Below are 19,349 nucleotides of genomic sequence, written 5' to 3'. Positions count from 1 at the left end.
GGACGCAGACACCTCACACTGATCGGAATCGGGAGAATCACATGACGCAGGCGGCGCTGGACGCGGACGTCCTCATCATCGGGGCGGGCCCCGTCGGACTGGTCGCAGCGCTCGACCTCAGCGCGCGAGGGGTGTCGACGATCGTCGTGGAGCAGCGCGAGTTCCTCCAGCCGCCGAACGTGAAGTGCAACCACGTCGCCTCCCGCACCATGGAGAGCTTCCGACGGCTGGGCATCGCCGCCGAGGTGCGCGCGGCCGGGCTGCCCGCGGACTACCCGCAGGACGTGGCCTTCCGCACCTCGCTGACCGGCATCGAGTTCGCCCGCATCCCGATCCCCGCCAGCGGCGAGCGGTACACGTCGCGCACCGGACCGGACACCGCGTGGCAGACGCCCGAGCCGCCGCACCGCATCAACCAGACCTTCCTCGAGCCGATCCTCGCCCGCCACGCCGCGCAGGCACCCGGGGTCACGCTGCTGAACCGCACCCTCTTCCACAGTCTCGCGCAGGACGAGTCCTCGGTGTCGGCCGTGATCTCCGACCTCGACGGGTCGAACGAGCGCACGGTGCGCGCCCGCTACCTGATCGGCGCGGACGGCGGGCGCTCGATGGTGCGCAAGCAGATCGGCGCCAAGCTGAGCGGCGACCCCGTGCTGCAGCACGTCCAGTCCACCTGCATCCGATCCGCCGAGCTGTACGAGCGGATGTCCGCGGACGAGCCGCGCGCCTGGGGCTACTACACGTTCAATCAGCGCCGCCTGGGCCACGTCTACGCGATCGACGGGCGCGAGACCTTCCTGGTGCACACCTACCTCTCGCCCGAGGAGGCGCAGACCGAGGGGTCGGTGGACCGGGATGCCGCGATCCGCGCGATCCTCGGCGTCGGGGACGATTTCGAGTACGAGGCGGTGTCGAAGGAGGACTGGATCGCGCGCCGGCTGCTCGCCGACCGCTTCCGCAGCGGCCGGGTGTTCATCGCCGGCGACGCCAGCCACCTCTGGGTGCCCTTCGCCGGGTTCGGGATGAACGCCGGTATCGCCGACGTGCTCAACCTCACCTGGCAGCTGGGCGCGCACCTGAGCGGATGGGCCGACGAGGGCATCCTCGACGCCTATGAGGCCGAGCGGCGCCCGATCACCGAGCAGGTCTCGCACTTCGCGATGAATCACCAGCAGAAGCTCGCACGGCCCGGCATGCCCGCGGAGATCGAGGATGCGACGGACGCAGGGGAGCGGGCCCGCGCCGAGTTCGGCGCCGCGGTGCACGCCCTCAACGAGCCGCAGTTCGCCGCGGCCGGGCTCAACTACGGCTACGTGTACGACGCCTCGCCGATCATCTCCTACGACGGAGCGGAGGCGCCCGGGTACACGATGGGCACGTACACGCCCTCGACCGTTCCGGGCTGCCGCGCCCCGCACTTCGTGCTCGCCGACGGCACCTCGTTCTACGACCGGCTCTCCGACGGCTACACCCTGGTGGCACGAGACGGGCACGGCAGCCCCGCCCTCGTCGCGGAGGCCGAGCGGCGCGGCATCCCGCTGGTCATCGTGGAGCCCGGAGACAGGCTGCTGCCCGCCGAGTACACGGCCCCGCTCACGCTGGTCCGCCAGGATCAGCAGGTGGTCTGGCGGGGCGCCGCGCTCGACGCGGCCGACGCCGCCGAGCTCTGCGAACTGCTCCGCGGCGCCCGCGTGCGCGTCGCCGCCTGAGCCGCCCCGCTGCGGAACGAGGAAGGCGCCGGATCGACCGATCCGGCACCTTCCTCGTTCTCGGGAGAGGGCCGGGCTCAGCGCCGGATGACCTTCGTCGCCGCCATCGCCTTCAGCCCCTCGACGCCGAACTCGAGCCCGTAGCCGGAGGCCTTCACACCGCCGAACGGGGTCGACGGGTCGACGCCTCCGTGCTGATTGATCCACACGGTGCCGGCTTCGAGGCGCAGTGCGATCTCCTTCGCCACCTCCTCGTCCGGCCCCCACACCGATGCGCCGAGCCCCTGGTCCGTGCCGTTCGCGCGGCGGACGGCATCCTCGACATCGCTGTAGCGGACCACGGGCAGCACCGGACCGAACTGCTCCTCGTCGACGATGGCAGCGCCGTCCTCGACGTCGGCGATGATCGTGGGGCGGTAGAACAGCGGGCCGAGGTCGGTCGCGGGCTCGCCGCCGGTCACGATGCGCGCGCCGCGCGCGCGGGCGTCGTCGACGAGCCGCGAGACGATGTCGAACTGCGAGGGGTTCTGCACCGGTCCCAGCCGGTTGGTCTTCACGTGTCCGGAGCCGATCGGTGCGGTCTCGGCGATGCCGGCTAGCGCCTCGACCAGCTCGTCGTACACGGAGTCGTGCACGTACAGGCGCTTGAGCGCCGCGCACACCTGGCCGGTGTTCATGAATGCTCCCCAGAACAGCTTCTCGGCGACCTGGGAGACGTCGGTGCCCGGCAGCACGATGCCGGCGTCGTTGCCGCCGAGCTCCAGGGTCAGGCGGGCGAGGTTGTTCGAGGAGCTCTCCACGATGCGCCTGCCGGTCGGGGTCGACCCGGTGAACACGATCTTCGCGACATCGGGGTGGGAGGCGAGCGCCGCTCCCACCTCGCGCCCGCCGGAGACCGCGGTCACGACCCCCTCGGGCAGGTGCCGGCGGAAGATCTCCACCAGGGCCAGCACGCTCAGCGGCGTGTACTCCGAGGGCTTGATGACGACCGTGTTGCCCATCCGCAGCGCGGGCGCGATGTGCCACACGCCGATCATGACGGGGAAGTTCCACGGGCCGATCGAGGCGACCACGCCGAGCGGCATGTAGTGCAGCTCCGAGCGGTCGTCGAGCCGCTGCGGCTCCAGCACGGTGTCGGCGGCGCCGCGCAGGAAGTGGGCTGCGCCGTGCGCCTCTCCCGCGCCGGCCACCTTGCCCTGCTCGTGCGTGATGATCTCGCCGAGCTCCTCCGCGTGCTCATCGATGTCGTCGGCGATCGCACGCATCAGGCGGGAGCGCTCGGCGTGGCCGAGTGCGGCCCAGCCGGGCTGGGCGGCGGCCGCGGCCGCGATCGCGGCGTTCAGGTCGTCGACGGTCTGCTCCGGCGCGTGACCGAAGACCTCGCGGGTGGCGGCATCGAGCATGGGGCGGCCGTGCTCGGCATCCACCGAGACGGCTTCCAGGAGGGCATTCATCGGCGGGTTCCTCTCGTCTGTGCCGCCGGATCGGGCGACCTCGGCGTCGTGCGTGAAAGATATCTATTCAATATAGTCAATTATGCGATGACGCGACATGCTCCGGCTGGGATCCGGATCAGCGCAGGCCGGCGAGCGTCGCGACGCGCAGCGCGGTGTGCAGCTCGCGCCGCATCAGGCCGTCGGCGAGATCGACGTCGGCGATCGCCTTGACCCTGTCGAGCCGGTAGTAGAGGGTGCTGCGGTGGATGTGCAGTTCCTGCGCCGTGCGCTGGGCGTCGCAGCCGCAGTCGAGGTAGGCCTCGAGCGTCTCGGCGAGGTCCGGGCCCGACTGCGCCTGCAGCAGCCGCTGCACGGGGGCGGGCAGGTCGGTGAGCGTGAGCGCCTCGACGGGCAGCTGGAGCAGGATGCGATCCAGGCCGAGCTCGTCCCACTGCACCACGCGACCGCGGGCGGGGCTGAGATCCGCGCCGCGGAGGGCGATGCGCGCCTCGCGGCGCGAGCTGCGCGCATCGGCGAGACGGGAGTGGGCGCCGCCCACACCGGCGCGCAGCTCGGCGAAGGCCGGCAGGGCGAGCAGGGTGCTGAGGCGCTTGCCGTCGATCTCGTAGGGCACAACGAGAACCGCCTCGCCCTCGAAGACGGTGCCGACGGCCTTCAGTGTGGGGAATGCTGGAATGGCGGCCAGGGCGCGGTCGAGTGCCAGTCGGAGGGCGGCCGCGTTGACGTCCGAGTGGGGCGGAGGTGACAGCACGATGACGGTGTAGTGCGGGGCGGGCGAGATGAGGCGGTCCGTCAGCAGCTCGTCCGCGGCCCGGATTCCGTGGTCGCCGTCGGCGTCGAGCAGAGCGGTCACCAGGCGACGCGTGCGGTCCTCGTCCTCGCGGGTGCCCAGCGCCATCGCGGCCAGGATCACGCCGATCTGGGCGCGGCTCTCGCGGATGGCGTCGTCCTCGACGATCGCGTCGTCCGGCAGGTCGTCGGGGATCGCCGAGGAGACGTAGCCGACGACGTGCCCCTCGTGGCGCACGGGTGCGACGACGCGCGAGCGCCCGCCGTCGATCGGGGGGATGCGCACCGGGCCGTCGGCCTGCGCGACCCGGTACTCCCGGATCGAGTCCTTCGCGCGGGAGGATCCGCGGTGGGAGAGGATGATCGCCAGCCGTGCGTGGTCGACGTCCTCGTCATGGATGCTGAACGCGGTGACGTTGAGGTCGGCGTCGAAGACGATGACCGGCCTTCCGAAGCGGTCGGCGTACGCCTGAACGTGCTCTTCGAGATTCACCGGTCGACTCCCTCTGCGCGTGACGGTCTGTGCGCCGGCTCTGCGACACCGTGTCCGATCGCACCGATTCTATGCCGGGCGCCCGCCCGGATCCGGCCGAGTTGTGACGCCGAGCGTGCTGATCTATATTCATTATAGTCAATTCAGGAAGGCGTTCACCTATGGCGAAGATGACGGGCGGCGATGCGCTCACTCAGGCTCTGATCAGCGAGGGGACGGAGACGGTCTTCGGCATCCCCGGCGTGCAGCTGGACGGCCTCACCGACGGCATGTACCGGAGGCAGGACGAGCTGAACCTGCTGGTCCCTCGCCACGAGCAGAGCACCACCTACATGGCCGACGGATTCCACCGCGTCACCGGCAAGCCGGGCGTCGCGATGGTCGTCCCCGGTCCGGGCGTCCTCAACGCCGGCGCCGGGATGGCGACCGCCTACGCCTGCTCCTCACAGGTCATGCTGCTGGCCGGCACGATCCCCAGCAAGCTCGTCGGAGGGGGGCTGGGTGCACTGCACGAGATCCCGAAGCAGAGCGAGACGATCGAGGGCCTCACCAAGTGGACCGCAAGACCCACGCGCGTCGAGGAGATCCCCGAGCTGGTGCACGAGGGCTTCCGCCAGATGCGCACCGGTCGTCCGCGACCCGTCGCGCTCGAGCTCGGACCCGACATCCTCCACGCCGAGGCCGACTTCGAGGTGGGGGAGCCGTTCGCCGTCGAGACGCCGAGCGCGCCGGAGGACGGCGTGTCCGAGATCCTCGCACTGCTGGCGGCGAGCCGGCGCCCCGTCATCCACGTGGGCGGCGGCGTGCGCGGAACTCGCGCCTTCGAGCTGCTGCCGCGTCTCGCGGAGCTGCTCGACGCTCCGGTCGTGATGAGCGAGAACGGCCGCGGTGCGATCGACGCCCGCGACCCGCACGCGCTGCCCGCCTTCTCCCTCTGGGAGCTGCGCGACACGGCGGATGCGGTCGTCTCCTTCGGCAGCCGTTTCCTCACTCCGTTCGGTCAGCAGCTGAACATCGGCGAGGCGCGCCTCGCGCTGGTGAACGTCGATCCCGATGACGTGCGAACCCCCCGCCGTCCCGACGTGACCGTGCTCGCCGACGCGACCGCGGTGCTCGAGGCGCTCGTGGCTCGGCTGGAGGGACAGGAGCACCGCACGGGGTGGGGCGACGAGCTGGCACGTCTCCGCCGCGAGTGCGAGGAGCGCATCCGCGCGCAGGTCGCACCGCAGATGGCGTTCGTGGACGCCATCCGTGCCTCGCTGCCGGCCGACGGCATCTTCGTCAACGAGCTCACCCAGATCGGCTACGTGTCGACCTACGGATTCCCGGTGCAGGCGCCGCGTTCCTACGTCTGGCCCGGGTACCAGGGCACGCTCGGCTATGCCATGCCCACCGCGCTCGGCGCGGCCGTGGGTGCGGGCGATCGGCCGGTCGTCGTCGTCACGGGCGACGGCGGCATCGGCTGGTCGCTGCAGGAGTTCGCGACCGCGAAGCGGTACGGGATCCCCCTGATCACCGTGCTCTTCGAGGACAACCGCTTCGGCAACGTCTGGCGCATCCAGCGGGACACCTATGGCGGCCGGTTCATCGGCTCCGACCTCGTCAATCCCGACTTCGAGCTGCTCGTGAAGGCCTTCGGGATCGACTTCGCGCTCGCCGAGGATGCGGACGCGGTGCAGCGCGCCATCGGCGAGGCCGTGACCGCACGCCGCCCGGCCGTCATCAAGGTGCCGGTCGACGTGTTCCCGTCGCCCTGGCCCCTCATCCACGAGAAGCACTGACCCACCCGCGGGCCGGCCGCGTGCCGGCCCGCGCGAGGGTCAGCGGGTGCTGCCGACGTGGCTCAGCGCGAGCGCGGCGAGCGCCGCTGCCTGGTCGCCGAGGATGCCGTCGTCGAACACCGCCCGCGGTGAGTGGTTCATCTCGGCCTCCTCGGGGTCGGTTCCCGCGGGGGTCGCTCCGAGGAACACGAACGCCCCGGGAATCTCGTCGAGCACGTACGAGAAGTCCTCGGACGCCATCGCCGGATGGGCGAGCTCCTCGACGCGGTCGGCCCCGAAGGTCTGCTCGAGCACGGACAGCGCGTGGCGCGCGGCATCCGCGTCGTTCGTCGTGACGGGGTACACCGCACGGAAGACCGCTTCGCCGCGGCAGCCGTGCGCGGCGGCGATGCCCTCGACCAGCGCCGGGAGCTCCTGCGCGAGCACGGTCGTGGTGTGCGCGGAGAGCGTGCGCACCGTCGCCTCCAGTGTCGCCTCGTCCGGGATCGCGTTGACGATGTCGCTCGCGTGCAGCTTCGTCACGGTGATGACCACCGGGTCGAAGGGGGAGAAGCGGCGGGTGGCGAACGTCTGGAGGGCCAGCACGATCTCCGCGAGGGCGGGCACGGGGTCGACGGCCTGGTGGGGACGCGAGCCGTGCCCGCCGCGACCGATCACGCGCACGGCCAGGCCGTTCGCGCCGGCCATGAGCGCGCCGGCCCGTGTCGAGAAGATTCCCGCGGTGCCGGGCAGGACGTGGATGCCGTAGGCGGCGACGACCCGTTCGCCGGCCGCGGCGAGCACGCCCTCCGCGATCATCCGCCGGGCACCGCCGCCTGCCTCCTCGCCCGGCTCGAACATGAGCACGACCGAGCCGCTGATCTCGGCGCGCCGGGCGCTGAGCAGCCGCGCGGCGCCGACCAGAGCGGCCGTGTGCAGATCGTGACCGCAGGCGTGCGAGACGCCCTCGACCTGGGAGGAGTACGGCAGGCCGGTCTCCTCCCCGACGCGGAGCGCATCCATGTCCGCGCGCAGCAGCACGGACGGACCGGCGCGGGCCCCGCGGAGGACGGCGGTGATCGAGGAGAAGTCGTCGGGCCCGGCGACGATCTCCAGGTCCAGGCCCTGCAGGGCGCCGAGCACGGCATCGCGTGTCCGGACGAGGGAGAAGCCGGGTTCGGGCGTGCGGTGCAACGACCGACGCAGGTCGATCAGCCGGGGGAGCAGGGCTGCGGCATCGCCGCGGAGACGGGCGGGATCGATCATGGGCCTCCTCGCCGGCGGTCGACGCGCGACAGCGGCGTCGAATAAGATCGGTTCAATATAGCGAATCACATTCGTGATGCGCGGCCGGGTCCGGAGGGGAATGCAATGGCGCGGGTCACGAACGCCGCTGTGGCGGTGCGAGTCGCACGGCTGCTGGAGGAGGAGATCACCTCGAGTGGCGGCAAGCCGGGGGACTTCATCGGTCGCCGCCAGGAGCTCGCCGCGCGATTCTCCGTCGCGCCGGCCACGCTCGGCGAGGCGATCCAACTGCTGCGCTCGCGCGGCGTGGTCGACGCCAAGCCCGGGCCGGGCGGCGGGATCTTCGTCGCCGACAGGTCGCCCTTCATGCGGCTCAGCGATCAGCTGCTCAGCCTGCGCGAGGGTCAGGCCACCGTCGCCGACTGCCTGCGGGTCCTCGACGCCCTCGACGCACCCGTGCTGCACGACGCCGTGGACTTCGCCACCGAGGCGGATGTCGAGGATGTCCGGCTGCTCGCGGAGCGGCTGGAGGCGAGCTGGGGCACGCCGCGGTCGGCAGCCGCCAACTGGGCCCTGCACGCGCGGATCGCGCAGATCACGCCGAACGAGCTGCTGCGCAGCCTCTACACCAACCTCGTCGACTACATCATCGAGGAGGAGCTCGAGGGGGCGACGGCGCCGACGACGGCGGAGCGCCTGCGCACCCACCTCGACTTCGCCGCGGCGATCGTCTCGCACGACCACGGGCTCGCGACCTCGGCGCTCGAGCGCCATCGCGGGTCATCCATGGCCGCCGTGCTGCCCTGAGACGTCCGGCGAAATGATGGCTCCGCCGGTTTGACAGCATCCGCATCGATGAATAATCTACATATTCATTATTAACAATTATTCCTGGCTGCTTCGGAGGAGTCGCAGATGATCGAGTTCCGCAGCGTGATCGATGAGATGCTCGCCACGCCCAACCGGCCCGCAGGTGCGACGCCTCCCCCGATCCGGCTCTCCCAGAACGAGATGCCGTGGCGCCCGGCGGACGTGATCGTCGACGCGATGGTGGCCGCCGTGGACAACGCCCACCGCTATCCCGACTACCACCGTGCCGCGGCCCGGCGCGCGATCGCCGACTCGATCGGCGTGGACGCCGACCGCATCGCCATCGACAACGGATCGGGATCGCTGCTGCACGGCGCCGCGCGACTGGTGTGCGAACCCGGTGCCGACGGCGTCTACTGCTGGCCGTCGTTCGAGGCGTACGTGGCCGCACTGGGGCTCGCCGGTGCGCACCGCACCCCCGTGGGCCTGGCCGCCGACGGTGCCATGGATCTGCCCGCCATGCTCGCGGCGATCGGCGAGGACACCCGCATCGTCTACCTGTGCAATCCGAACAACCCCACCGGCGGCTTCGTCGCGGCGGCGGAGATCCGCGCGTTCCTCGCGCAGGTCCCCGCGAATGTGCTCGTCGTGCTCGACGAGGCCTACCGCGAGTTCGTCACCGCCGAGCCGGTCGAGGCCACCACGGTGCTGCTCGACGAGTTCGAGAACCTGATCATCCTGCGCACGCTGTCGAAGTCGCACGGACTCGCGGGAGTGCGCGCCGGGTACGCCGTCTCGTCCCCGCGCATCGCGGAGGCGCTGCGCCGCACCTCGGTCGGATTCGCCCTGAACAGCCTGGCCGAGGCCGCGGTCATCGCCGCCTTCGGTGCGGAGGCGCAGGCGATCGCCGACGAGCGGATCGCGATCATCGTCGCCGAGCGCGAGCGGATGCAGGCGGCGCTGACCGATGCGGGGGTGTCGTTCCTGCCGAGCCAGTCGAACTTCATCTTCATCCACGGCGACGCGGGCGAGCTGATGGGCCGCTTCGCCGATCAGGGCGTGCTGGCGCGGCCGTTCCCGCAGTCCGGGGGAGTCCGCGTGACCGTGGGGCTCCCGAGCGAGAACGACGCGGCGCTGGCTGCACTGCTGTAACCAAGGCGCTCCGACACAGTGTCGGAACCGCCGCAGAGGACTTCGGAGCGGGAACGGATGCCCGCTCCGAGGGTCCGTTCATACGCTGTCATGACAGATGGACGCAGTGGTCCCGCCCGAGTGGACCGCGGTGATCCGAGGAGCCCGAAGGGATGTGGGAGTGACTGCCACGATCGATTTCCAACGCGATCGGCGGGCGTCGATCCGGCGCTCCGCGACGAGCACCGCCCTGTGGGCCCTGTTCGTCTTCGTGCTCGCGCTGGTGTTCATCTACCCGGTCTCGATGATCGTCATCGGCGCGTTCCGCGACGGTCTCCCGTCCGACAACGCCCCGTTCACGATCCAGGGTCTGATCGTCGCGTTCCAGGACCCCGGCACGTGGCAGACCATGTGGAACTCGGTCGTCCTCGTGCTGGTCTGCGGCACGATCTCGGTCGCCGGCGGCGGACTGTTCGCCTGGATGGCGGCGAACACGAACGTTCCCGGACGGCGGATGCTGACCGGCCTGATGGCGCTGAACCTGTTCGTGCCGCCCCTGTTCCACACCCTCGGCTGGATCATGCTCGGCAATCCGCAGAACGGCCTGCTGAACCAGTTCGGACGCGCGCTGGGCATGACGGGACCGCTGCTGAACATCCAGTCGTGGGGCGGACTGATCCTGCTCCTGTCGCTCGGCTACATGCCCTTCGCGTACCTGCTGATGCTGGGCGCATTCAAGAACAGGGACCAGTCGCTCGATGAGGCCGCGGCCATCAGCGGCGCGGGCACGGCCCGCACGTTCTTCACGATCACGATCCCCTCGGTGGGCCCCGCCATCACGGGCGCGGCGATCCTCGTCGCCGTGCTGGTGTTCCAGTCCTTCGACAGCCCGCAGCTGATCGGGCGGCAGGCGAACATCTTCGTGTTCTCGACGCAGATCTACCACTACGTGCGGGATCAGGCGCCGGCGGAGTACACCAAGGCGTTCGCCCTCTCGCTGGTGCTGATCATCCTGGTGCTCGTGCTGTTCCTCGCCCAGCGCTGGCTGCTGCGCGGGCGCAGCTTCACCACGCTCACCGGGAAGACCTCGCGGCGTGAGCCGCAGGAGCTCGGCCCGGTGCGCTGGGTGCTCTCCGCCCTGATCGTCGTCTTCATGCTGCTCAACCTCGTGCTGCCGCTGTTCGCGATGATCCTCGGCAGCCTGCAGCCGATCTTCGGCGTCATGAGCACCGGTCTCACCTTCGACAACTACGTGCAGATGCTCACCGACCCGCAGTTCCGCGACAGCCTGGTGCTGACGGCGTGGCTGGCCATCGTCGGTGGCTTCGGCTCGATCGCGGTCGCGCTCCTGACCACCTACGTCACGGCTCGCCGCACCGGCTTCATCCGCTCCTACACCTCGTTCGCGGTATGGATCCCCTGGGCGCTGCCCGGCATCGTCCTCGCCCTGGCGTACATGTTCGCCGTCCTCTACCTGCCTGCGTTCCGCAGCCTCTACGGCACCGCCTTCCTGATGACTCTCGTGCTCATCGTCGCCACGATCCCGGTCTCCAGCCGGATCGCCGAAGGCGCGCTCGCCCAGCTCTCCCCGGAGCTCGAGGAGGCGGCGCGCACCGCGGGAGCTGCGACCCCGCGGGTGCTGCTGACCATCGTCTTCCGCCTGGTCATCCCCAGCTTCCTGTCCGGATGGTTCCTGTCGGCGCTGTTCATCTCCGGCAACCTCGCGGTGCCGATGCTGCTGGCGCCCCCCGGGCTGCAGCCGGTGTCGCTGACGGCCTTCGAGCAGTTCCTGCTCGGCAACATGTCGCAGGGCGCGGCGCTGTTCCTGATCATCCTGGTCGCCGCCATGGCCGTGCTCGGCCTCGCCGCCCTGTCCATGAAGATCGGCACCCTGCTGCGAGACAAGCCCGGACACGCCCTGTCGCCCGTGATCTCCGGATCGGCTCAACCCTCAGTTCTGTACCCGAACACCACCCATCGAGAGGAAGAATGATGAAGTTCTCCCGCAACACCATGAAGATCACCACAGCAGTGCTCGCCACCGGAATGCTGCTGACCCTCGCCGCCTGCTCGTCCGGCGGCGACCCCGCCCCGAAGTCCGACAAGCCGGTCGAGGTCCCCGGCGCCAGTGCCGACGGCAACGCCTACATGAACGAGCTCTACGACAAGGCCGTCAAGGACGGCAAGACCGACGTCGTGCTCTACGGCCCCAGCGTCACCGCACAGAAGGCCCTGTTCAAGGTGTTCACCGACCGCTTCCCCGGGATCAAGATCGTTCCGCAGAACCAGCCGGACGCGCAGAGCATCACCAAGATCGAGACCGAGGCGCAGAGCGGCAACAAGATCGCCGACATCTACGACGGCGGTGAGTCGCCGCAGGTGGCGGCCAAGCCCGACCTCTGCACCAAGGCGGATGTGCGCACCGGTCCCGACGGGTTCGAGATCCCGACCAACATGGACGGCCGGCTCACCTACTACGCCATGCGCTACTTCGTCTTCGTCTACAACACCGACATGGTGAAGGAGAGCGAGGCGCCCAAGAACTGGCACGACCTGCTCGACCCGAAGTGGAAGGGCAAGATCACCATCGGCGACCCGACGGTCCCCGGTGGCGTGCGCTACATCCTCACCTCGCTGATGGTGGACGAGGGCGGCAGCGCCGAGAAGTGGGGCAAGCCGTTCATGGAGAAGCTCGCCAAGCAGGACCTCCAGTTCGCGCAGTCCGAGCCCAACGTCCCGGCGGACGTCGCCAGCGGCCGCTTCCCGATCGGCATCGCCGTCTACCAGGGCTTCTACGAGGACACCAAGGCGAAGGGCGCTCCCATCGCGGCCGTCTTCCCGCTCGACGACGGGGGCAACTTCATGTCGCGCACCGGCATGTGCATGGTGAAGGAGAGCCCGCACGCCGACGCCGCCCAGCTGTACATCAACTGGCTGTACTCGCCCGAGGGTCAGCAGGCGCTCGCCGAGAAGAACAACTCCTACGGCTGGACTCCCGCGGCTCCCGGCCCGAAGGGCGCTCCCGCGCTCGAGAAGCTCGGTCGCCTGCCCTTCTCCAACCCCGACCCCGAGTTCAACAAGCCCTACTTCGAGTTCCTGGACTCCCAGTTCAAGAAGTAGTCGCTTCCCTTCTTCAATCCTGTAGAGAGCGTGGATCAGCATGACTGAGGTCCTGGTATCCGGACTGACCAAGCGGTACGGCAGCAAGTCGGCACTGCACGGACTCGATCTGACGATCGGATCCGGCGAGTTCGTCACCCTCCTCGGCCCTTCGGGCTGCGGGAAGACGACGACGCTGCGCTGCCTGGCCGGCCTGGAGCGTCCCACCACGGGCCGAGTCGTGATGGGGGAGCGGACGGTCGTCGACATCGAGCGGCGCACCTTCGTGCCGGCCGACAAGCGACAGGTCGGCATGGTCTTCCAGAGCTACGCCCTGTGGCCGCACATGAGCGTGTCGGAGAACGTCGCGTACCCGCTCAAGGTGGCGCGCGTCCCCACCAGGGAGCGCGTCGCGCGCGTCGGCGAGATGCTCGACGCGGTCGGCCTCGCAGGATATGAGAAGCGTCCCGTCACCGCCCTGTCGGGCGGCCAGCAGCAGCGCGTCGCACTGGCGCGCGCCCTGGCCGCCCGACCGGGCATCATCTTCTACGACGAGCCGCTGTCGAACCTCGACAGCAAGCTGCGCTACCAGATGGGGCAGCAGGTCAGGGCACTGCACAACCAGTTCCAGACCACCTCGGTCTACGTCACGCACGACCAGGAGGAGGCGATCACGCTCTCCGACCGCATCATCGTGATGAGCGAGGGCGAGATCGTGCAGGACGGCACCCCGTCCGAGCTCTACGACCACCCGCAGTCGACGTACGTCGCCGACTTCATGGGGTTCCAGAACATCCTCCCCGGAACCGTCGTCGCCGTCTCCGACGGCCGCGCCGACATCCGGGTCGACGACACCTCCCTGGTGGTGACCGGCGTCGCGACCACCGAAGTGGTCGTCGGCGAGCGGGCCGACGTCGCCTTTCGCGCGGCGCATGTGCGCGTGGACCGGCAACCATCGGCGTCCGGGGCCGGACGGTTCGTCGGCGTGGTGGAGCGCACCACGTACCTCGGCAGCGCCGTCAACCTGCTCGTGCGCGCCGACGGCATCCCGCTGCGCGTCCGGGTGGAGATCTCCGAGCTGAGCGCCGACGAGATCCCGCGCGAGGGCGAGCAGCTGTCGTTCGCCGTCGCGCCGGCGAGGGCGGTCGTGATCTCGCAGCAGAAGCAGCAGAGCGAGAGCGAATACCTCACCGTCGCGACCAATGCGATCGTCTCGCCCCGTTGACCGACCGATCCCGAGAGGAAACCATGAGTGATCTGCCCACCCCCCGCTCCGACGCGCCTCGCATCCGCGAGCTCGCCGAGATCGGCGGACGCTCCGACACGCGCGATGTGCTCGCGCACGCGACCAAGCAGGCGCAGGAGAGCTACGACGACTACTTCATCGTCGACATCGACGCGCACGTCTCCGAGGACCACTTCTGGAAAGAGGTGCTCGACCTCATCGACAACGACGTCTGGAAGCAGATCGGCCTCCAGCAGTACGCCGGCTTCGGCGGCGGCAACGCCCTGCTGAACATCCAGCCCGGCATGTCGCACCAGAGCGTCGGCGGCCGGATCGGGCACCAGGGCCGCAAAGAGCCGGTCGGTCCCGACGACGGGCATCCGTTCGTCACCGCTGCCCGGCGCGGGATGGATGCCATGGGCCTGGACTACCAGGTCGTCTTCCCGAGCGCGATGCTGCTGCTCGGCATGCATCCGCAGGACGAGGTCGAGGTCGTCCTCGGCCGGGCGTTCAACCGCTGGCTCACCGAGGTCATCCTCCCGCCGAACCCGCGCCTGAAGGGCATGCTGTACCTGCCCTACAACACCCCCGAGGTGTGCGAGGAGCTCGTCGAGAAGTACGCGGACGACCCGGGCATCATCGGGTACACGGTGTGCTCCACCCGGAACAACCCGGTGCACTCCGACGTGTACACCCGCCTCTACAAGCTCATCGAGGACAGTGGCAAGCCGCTCGCCTTCCACTCCGGCTACCACTGGGGCGACCCGTCGTTCTCCCAGCTGAACCGCTTCCTGTCGATGCACGCGCTGTCGTTCACGCACTACAACCAGATCCACGTCACCAACTGGATCATCAACGCGATGCCCGAGCGCTTCCCCAAGCTCAAGATGGTCTGGGTGGAGAGCGGCCTGGCGTGGATCCCGTTCCTCATGCAGCGGCTCGACCACGAGGTGCTCATGCGCCCGAGCGAGGCCCCCGGCCTCAAGCGCCTCCCGAGTGAGTACATGAAGGAGATGTGGTACACGACGCAGCCGATGGAGCGCACCAACATGGAGCTGCTCGAGGCGACCATGAAGTCGTTCAATGCTGAGACCCAGCTGCTGTACTCGTCCGACTGGCCGCACTGGGACTGGGACGCGCCGTCGACGATCACGCGCCTGCCGTTCCTCTCCGAGCAGGCCAAGCGCAACATCCTGGGGTTGAACGCCGCACGCGTGTTCAACCTCCCGACCGACCGACAGAAGCCCTCTGCAGAGCAGGTGCTGCAGGACCGACCTGGGATCTCGTGATGACTGAAACGAACACCACCACCGCTGAGCTCGCCGAGCTGGAGGGCCTCGTCGCCCGGCTCGGGGAGCTGACCCGCCACGTCACCGAGCAGGAGCTCGGCGCCGAGGTGCCCGACGAGCAGATCGCCGACATCCTGTACGCGGCCGCCCGGCTGTTCTCCGCGAAGCGGGATCGGGTCGGCAAGATCGCCTGGCCGATCCGCGAGGACGCGCTGAACGCCACCGAGACCGTGGTGCTGGTGACGGCGCTGCTGGATGCCGCTGACGTCAACCTCTTCGACATGGCGATCTGGTACCGGAGAGCGGAATGAGCGCTCAGATCGTGCGTCGCGACGTGGTGGTCGCGAGCCTGGCCGACCTGAAGGAGCGCGAGCGCATCGTCTTCGACGTGGACGGCACGGAGTTCGGCGTCTACTTCCACGACGGCGAGGTGCGCGCCTGGTACAACGTCTGCCCGCATCAGGGCGGACCGGTGTGCCAGGGCAAGATCATGCCGCGCACGGTGCAGCTCGTCCGCGGGGAGGGCGGCCTCAAGAGCGGCGGCCCGGGGCACCACCCGAGCGACCGGAACATCGTCTGCCCCTGGCACGGCTTCGAGTTCGACATCCTCACGGGCAAGCATCCCGCCGATCAGAGCGTGGGGCTGCGCCGTCTGCCGGTGCGCGTCGAGGGCGACGACGTCATCGTCACGGTCTGACGCACCCGCTGCGGCGGTGAAGGGCTCGGATGCCTCGGCATCCGAGCCCTTCGCAGGTTCCGGGCGGGCGGCGTCCTAGTCTGGAAGTGTGAGCGAGTACACCCTCCGCGCGGCCCGCACCGCCGACATCAACGGCATCCACGCACTTCTGGAGCCGCTGGTCGAGCGACGCATCCTGCTCGGGAAGGACCTCGCGATCCTCTACGGAGCCGTGCAGGAGTTCGTGGTCGCCGAGGTCGACGGCGAGCTGATCGGATGCGGTGCCCTGCACGTCATGTGGGAGGACCTCGGCGAGGTGCGCACGCTGCTCGTGCGCGACGACTTCCTGCATCACGGCGTCGGCCGCGCGATCGTTGAGGCCCTGGAGCAGCGTGCGCGCGAGCTCGGTCTCTCCCGGCTGTTCTGCCTCACCTTCGAGACGGGCTTCTTCACCCGGCGGGGGTTCGAGCCGATCGGCGAGCACATCGTCGACCCCGACGTGTACTCGCAGCTGCTGCGCAGCGGCGACGCCGGCGTGGAGGAGTTCCTCGACCTCGCGCACGTCAAGCCCAACACGCTCGGCAACACCAGGATGCTCAAGCACCTCGTCTAGCCTGGAGGCATGCCCCGTCAGTCCGCCGCCGTCTATCGCCGCCGGAGACTCGCTGTCCTGCTGATCCTCATCGTGGTGCTCGCCGCGGTCACGGGCGGACTGTGGGTGGCCATCGCGCAGCCGTGGAAGACGGGCGCGGAGCCGGCACCCAAGACGCCGTCCGCTCAGCCGACGGACGGGACGGCCACGGATGCTCCGCCCACGACGCCGTCGGACTCGGCGAGCCCGGATCCGTCCGGCGACCCGTCGGCACCTCCGGGCGTGGTCGCCTGCGAGGCCGGCGACGTCGAGGTGACCGCGGTGACGGATGCCGAGACCTATGCCGCGGACGCGCTGCCGAAGCTGTCGATCACGCTCACCAACAAGAGCGACCGCGACTGCACGATGAACGTCGGGTCGGCGACGCAGAAGTTCACGATCACGAGCGGCAACGACGTCTGGTGGCGTTCGACGGACTGCCAGACCGATCCGAGCGATCAGATCGCCACGCTCACCGCGGGCGCGACCGTGAGCACCAAGACGCCGGTCGTGTGGGACCGCACTCGCTCGGCGGTCGGCACCTGCGATCAGCAGAACCGTGCACGCGCCCCGGGCGGCGGGGCCTCGTACCATGTCGAGGTCTCCATCGGCGGCTTCGCCAGCGTGAGCACGCGGCAGATCATCCTCCGCTGATACGGGGCGCTCCACGTGGATCGGGTCTGAATTTCCGCCCCGCGGACCAGTATTTTGGGATACCATGGAGTGTGGTTCTCCGAACAATACGGTGAAGCCATCCCCAGTGGTGTCGGTATCAGCGTCCCCAGCGCTTCGACAATCATCGTGGTGAGAGCCAGAGGGCCCTCTCGAGTACCCCAGTCCCCAATGGAGGATTCGAGAGGGCCCCACTCTGTCCAGCCGACGGTCCCTCTCGGGCCGCGTCTCCTAGGCTGGAGACCATGGCGAAGAAGAGGGCCGGCGCGAAGCGCCCCGCACCCCAGGATTTCCGCTCCGAGGCTCTCGCGCAGGCGCTCGAGAAGCAGGACATGGCAGCGGTCGCCCTGGCGCTGCGCAACGGCAATACGGTCGTCCCCCTGATCAAGCCCGGCCCGCGCGACAACCCGCTCGACGGCGGCGAGGTCTGGACCTACCGTGACGCGGGCACGGGGGAGGTGGCGCTGCTGCTGTTCAGCGACGCGAAGCACAAGCCCGCCAACCTGCCGCCCGGCGTGGGCATCTACTCGCCGGCATGGCTGCGGGCGTTCCTGACCACGCACCGCGAGACGATCACCACGGTGTTCCTCGATATCGCCGGGCCCCACCCCATGCAGGCGCCGCCCGACGAGCTGCTCAAGGCCCTCGAGGCCTGATGGCGAGCTACCGCGCGGTGTTCGACGCCGAGATCACGTTCTCGAACGACGGCGGACTGCAGGCCCAGGGGTTCCGCATCGACATCCCGGGTCCTGAGATCACGGACGAGGAGATCGGGCGGCTGTTCGTGACCTCCCTCGACCTGCTGATGGCCGACACGGTGGTGATCAGCAACGTGCGGATCATCGAGGAGGCGCACAAGGGAACCCGTGGCGGGCCCAGCGATCCCCGCTCGTCCTGAGGAGCGGGCCGTCGGAACGCGACTCGATGCCTGATCAGAACGGCGGGATGTCCGCTTCGGGGCGTCGCTCGGTCGTGTGCGAGCGGATGTCGCTGAGCGCGGAGCGCAGCGTCTTCGAGCGGTCGTCGACCACCTGGCGGTAGCCGAGCCGGGCGGCTTCGCTGCGGCGCTGCGGGGCCTGCGTCACGGGACGGATCTCTCCGGCCAGCGACAGCTCGCCGACGGCGGCGATCGTGCGGGGCACCGACCGCTGCGTGATCGCGCCGGCCACGGCCACGGCGATCGCCAGGTCGGCGGCGGGTTCGGTGAAGCGCACGCCGCCCACCGTCGACACGTAGACATCGAGCTTGGACGTCTCGATGCCCGCCCGCCGCTCCAGGATCGCGAGCACCATCGCCACCCGCGACGAGTCCAGGCCGTGCACCACGCGACGCGGGTTCGGGGCGGCGGTGGCGATGGTCAGCGCCTGCACCTCCACGGGCAGCGCGCGCCGACCCTCCATCGCGATGGCCACGCAGGTGCCGGGCTCCGCGGCGCCCTGCGAGAGGAACAGGCCGCTGGGGTCGGGCACTTCGGCGATGCCGGCGCCCGTCATCTCGAAGCATCCGACCTCGTCGGTCGGGCCGAACCGGTTCTTCAGCGCGCGGATGAACCGCAGCGCCGTCTGCCGGTCGCCCTCGAAGTGGCACACCACGTCGACGAGGTGCTCCAGCACGCGAGGGCCGGCGACCTGGCCGTCCTTCGTGACGTGACCGACGATGATCACCGGCAGCCCGCGGTCCTTCGCGATGCGGATCAGCGTCGCCGCCACCTCGCGCACCTGGCTGGGCTGGCCGGCGGCGCCGTCGATCAGGCCGGATGCGACGGTCTGCACCGAGTCGACGATGACCAGATCGGGCTTGACCTCGTCGATGTGCCCGAGGATCGTCGCGAGGTCGGTCTCGCTGGCCAGGTAGAGCTCGTCGTGCAGGGCGCCGGTGCGCTCGGCACGCAGCCGCACCTGGGCGGGCGATTCCTCGGCGCTCGCGTACAGCACCCGCCGCCCGGATCTGGCGGTGGATGCCGCCACCTCGAGCAGCAGAGTCGACTTGCCGACGCCGGGCTCGCCGCTCAGCAGGATCGCCGCACCCGGCACGATGCCGCCGCCGAGCACCCGATCGAACTCGTCCACCCCGCTCGAGCGCCGCGGGGCGTCGCTCGTGGTGATCTGCGTGATGGGGCGTGCGGCGCGCTCGGCGGGCGGAGCCACGGCATCCGTCTGCCGGACGAGGCCGGTCTTCGCGCCCTGCTCCTGCACCGTGCCCCACTGCTGGCACTCGCCGCACCGGCCCACCCACTTCGCCGTCGTCCAGCCGCACTCCGTGCAGACGAAGGCGGGCGGTGCAGGACGACGGGTGGTGGCCATGCTGCAAGGCTAGCCGCGGCATCCGACACCGCCCGGGCCGCGCGCCGGGCGCCCGGATCC

The 19,349-nt window shown here is 69.8% G+C and carries 18 protein-coding genes; 14 read left to right on the top strand and 4 right to left on the bottom strand.

The features are described from left to right. Window positions 1–41 precede the first annotated feature (41 nt). Complete coding sequence (locus MIAR_RS14825) at window positions 42–1,709, top strand: FAD-dependent monooxygenase (RefSeq protein WP_285637570.1); 1,668 nt, start codon at window positions 42–44, stop codon at window positions 1,707–1,709. A 77-nt stretch (window positions 1,710–1,786) separates the two neighbouring features. Here MIAR_RS14825 and MIAR_RS14820 read toward each other — a convergent pair whose 3' ends face one another. Together MIAR_RS14820 and MIAR_RS14815 are read right to left on the bottom strand one after the other, a co-directional pair. Beyond that, window positions 1,787–3,163: an aldehyde dehydrogenase family protein gene (locus MIAR_RS14820; RefSeq protein ID WP_285637569.1), complete on the bottom strand. Its 1,377-nt coding sequence runs from the start codon at window positions 3,161–3,163 to the stop codon at window positions 1,787–1,789. 118 nt (window positions 3,164–3,281) lie between these two features. Further along, window positions 3,282–4,448 carry a PucR family transcriptional regulator gene (locus tag MIAR_RS14815; protein WP_285637568.1) on the bottom strand — a complete coding sequence of 389 codons (1,167 nt, stop codon included), beginning with the start codon at window positions 4,446–4,448 and terminating at the stop codon, window positions 3,282–3,284. A 161-nt stretch (window positions 4,449–4,609) separates the two neighbouring features. Here MIAR_RS14815 and MIAR_RS14810 point away from each other — a divergent pair, with 161 nt between their 5' ends. After that, on the top strand, window positions 4,610–6,229 hold the full coding sequence (locus MIAR_RS14810) for a thiamine pyrophosphate-binding protein (RefSeq protein WP_285637566.1): 1,620 nt from the start codon (window positions 4,610–4,612) through the stop codon (window positions 6,227–6,229). 39 nt (window positions 6,230–6,268) lie between these two features. Here MIAR_RS14810 and MIAR_RS14805 read toward each other — a convergent pair whose 3' ends face one another. Next, on the bottom strand, window positions 6,269–7,474 hold the full coding sequence (locus MIAR_RS14805; protein WP_285637565.1) for a M20 metallopeptidase family protein: 1,206 nt from the start codon (window positions 7,472–7,474) through the stop codon (window positions 6,269–6,271). A gap of 105 nt (window positions 7,475–7,579) precedes the next feature. Here MIAR_RS14805 and MIAR_RS14800 point away from each other — a divergent pair, with 105 nt between their 5' ends. The 12 genes from MIAR_RS14800 (at window position 7,580) to MIAR_RS14745 (ending at window position 17,884) form a co-directional block, all read left to right on the top strand. Beyond that, entirely contained in the window at window positions 7,580–8,260 is a 681-nt protein-coding gene (locus MIAR_RS14800) for a FadR/GntR family transcriptional regulator (RefSeq protein WP_285637563.1), read from the top strand. 108 nt (window positions 8,261–8,368) lie between these two features. Beyond that, entirely contained in the window at window positions 8,369–9,415 is a 1,047-nt protein-coding gene (locus MIAR_RS14795; protein ID WP_285637562.1) for a pyridoxal phosphate-dependent aminotransferase, read from the top strand. Between the two features lie 160 nt (window positions 9,416–9,575). Next, the gene (locus tag MIAR_RS14790; protein WP_285637561.1) at window positions 9,576–11,387 is read left to right on the top strand and encodes an ABC transporter permease; all 1,812 of its coding nucleotides are present in this window, start codon (window positions 9,576–9,578) and stop codon (window positions 11,385–11,387) included. Continuing rightward, the gene (locus MIAR_RS14785; protein WP_285637560.1) at window positions 11,387–12,514 is read left to right on the top strand and encodes an ABC transporter substrate-binding protein; all 1,128 of its coding nucleotides are present in this window, start codon (window positions 11,387–11,389) and stop codon (window positions 12,512–12,514) included. The genes MIAR_RS14790 and MIAR_RS14785 overlap by 1 nt, the downstream gene beginning before the upstream one ends. Before the next feature lie 40 nt (window positions 12,515–12,554). Then, complete coding sequence (locus MIAR_RS14780) at window positions 12,555–13,718, top strand: ABC transporter ATP-binding protein (RefSeq protein ID WP_285637559.1); 1,164 nt, start codon at window positions 12,555–12,557, stop codon at window positions 13,716–13,718. A 23-nt stretch (window positions 13,719–13,741) separates the two neighbouring features. Next, on the top strand, window positions 13,742–15,007 hold the full coding sequence (locus MIAR_RS14775) for an amidohydrolase family protein (protein ID WP_285637558.1): 1,266 nt from the start codon (window positions 13,742–13,744) through the stop codon (window positions 15,005–15,007). Then, window positions 15,007–15,318 (top strand): hypothetical protein, encoded by a 312-nt coding sequence (locus tag MIAR_RS14770; protein WP_285637557.1) that lies wholly within the window; start codon window positions 15,007–15,009, stop codon window positions 15,316–15,318. The genes MIAR_RS14775 and MIAR_RS14770 overlap by 1 nt, the downstream gene beginning before the upstream one ends. Further along, complete coding sequence (locus MIAR_RS14765) at window positions 15,315–15,704, top strand: Rieske (2Fe-2S) protein (RefSeq protein ID WP_285637556.1); 390 nt, start codon at window positions 15,315–15,317, stop codon at window positions 15,702–15,704. The genes MIAR_RS14770 and MIAR_RS14765 overlap by 4 nt, the downstream gene beginning before the upstream one ends. A gap of 88 nt (window positions 15,705–15,792) precedes the next feature. After that, entirely contained in the window at window positions 15,793–16,296 is a 504-nt protein-coding gene (locus tag MIAR_RS14760; RefSeq protein ID WP_285637555.1) for an amino-acid N-acetyltransferase, read from the top strand. Between the two features lie 9 nt (window positions 16,297–16,305). Then, complete coding sequence (locus tag MIAR_RS14755; protein WP_285637554.1) at window positions 16,306–16,968, top strand: RAD23 family protein; 663 nt, start codon at window positions 16,306–16,308, stop codon at window positions 16,966–16,968. A 263-nt stretch (window positions 16,969–17,231) separates the two neighbouring features. After that, window positions 17,232–17,642: a dehydrogenase gene (locus tag MIAR_RS14750; protein ID WP_285637553.1), complete on the top strand. Its 411-nt coding sequence runs from the start codon at window positions 17,232–17,234 to the stop codon at window positions 17,640–17,642. Then, window positions 17,642–17,884 (top strand): hypothetical protein, encoded by a 243-nt coding sequence (locus MIAR_RS14745; protein ID WP_285637552.1) that lies wholly within the window; start codon window positions 17,642–17,644, stop codon window positions 17,882–17,884. The genes MIAR_RS14750 and MIAR_RS14745 overlap by 1 nt, the downstream gene beginning before the upstream one ends. A 34-nt stretch (window positions 17,885–17,918) precedes the next feature. On the opposite strand, the gene radA is transcribed toward MIAR_RS14745, so the two are convergent. After that, window positions 17,919–19,289 (bottom strand): DNA repair protein RadA, encoded by a 1,371-nt coding sequence (gene radA, locus MIAR_RS14740; protein ID WP_285637551.1) that lies wholly within the window; start codon window positions 19,287–19,289, stop codon window positions 17,919–17,921. Between the last annotated feature and the right edge of the window lie 60 nt (window positions 19,290–19,349).

The sequence above is a fragment of the Microbacterium arabinogalactanolyticum genome (assembly GCF_030268005.1).
Taxonomy (GTDB): Bacteria; Actinomycetota; Actinomycetes; order Actinomycetales; family Microbacteriaceae; genus Microbacterium; species Microbacterium arabinogalactanolyticum.
This window is presented reverse-complemented; position numbering and strand designations above follow the sequence as displayed.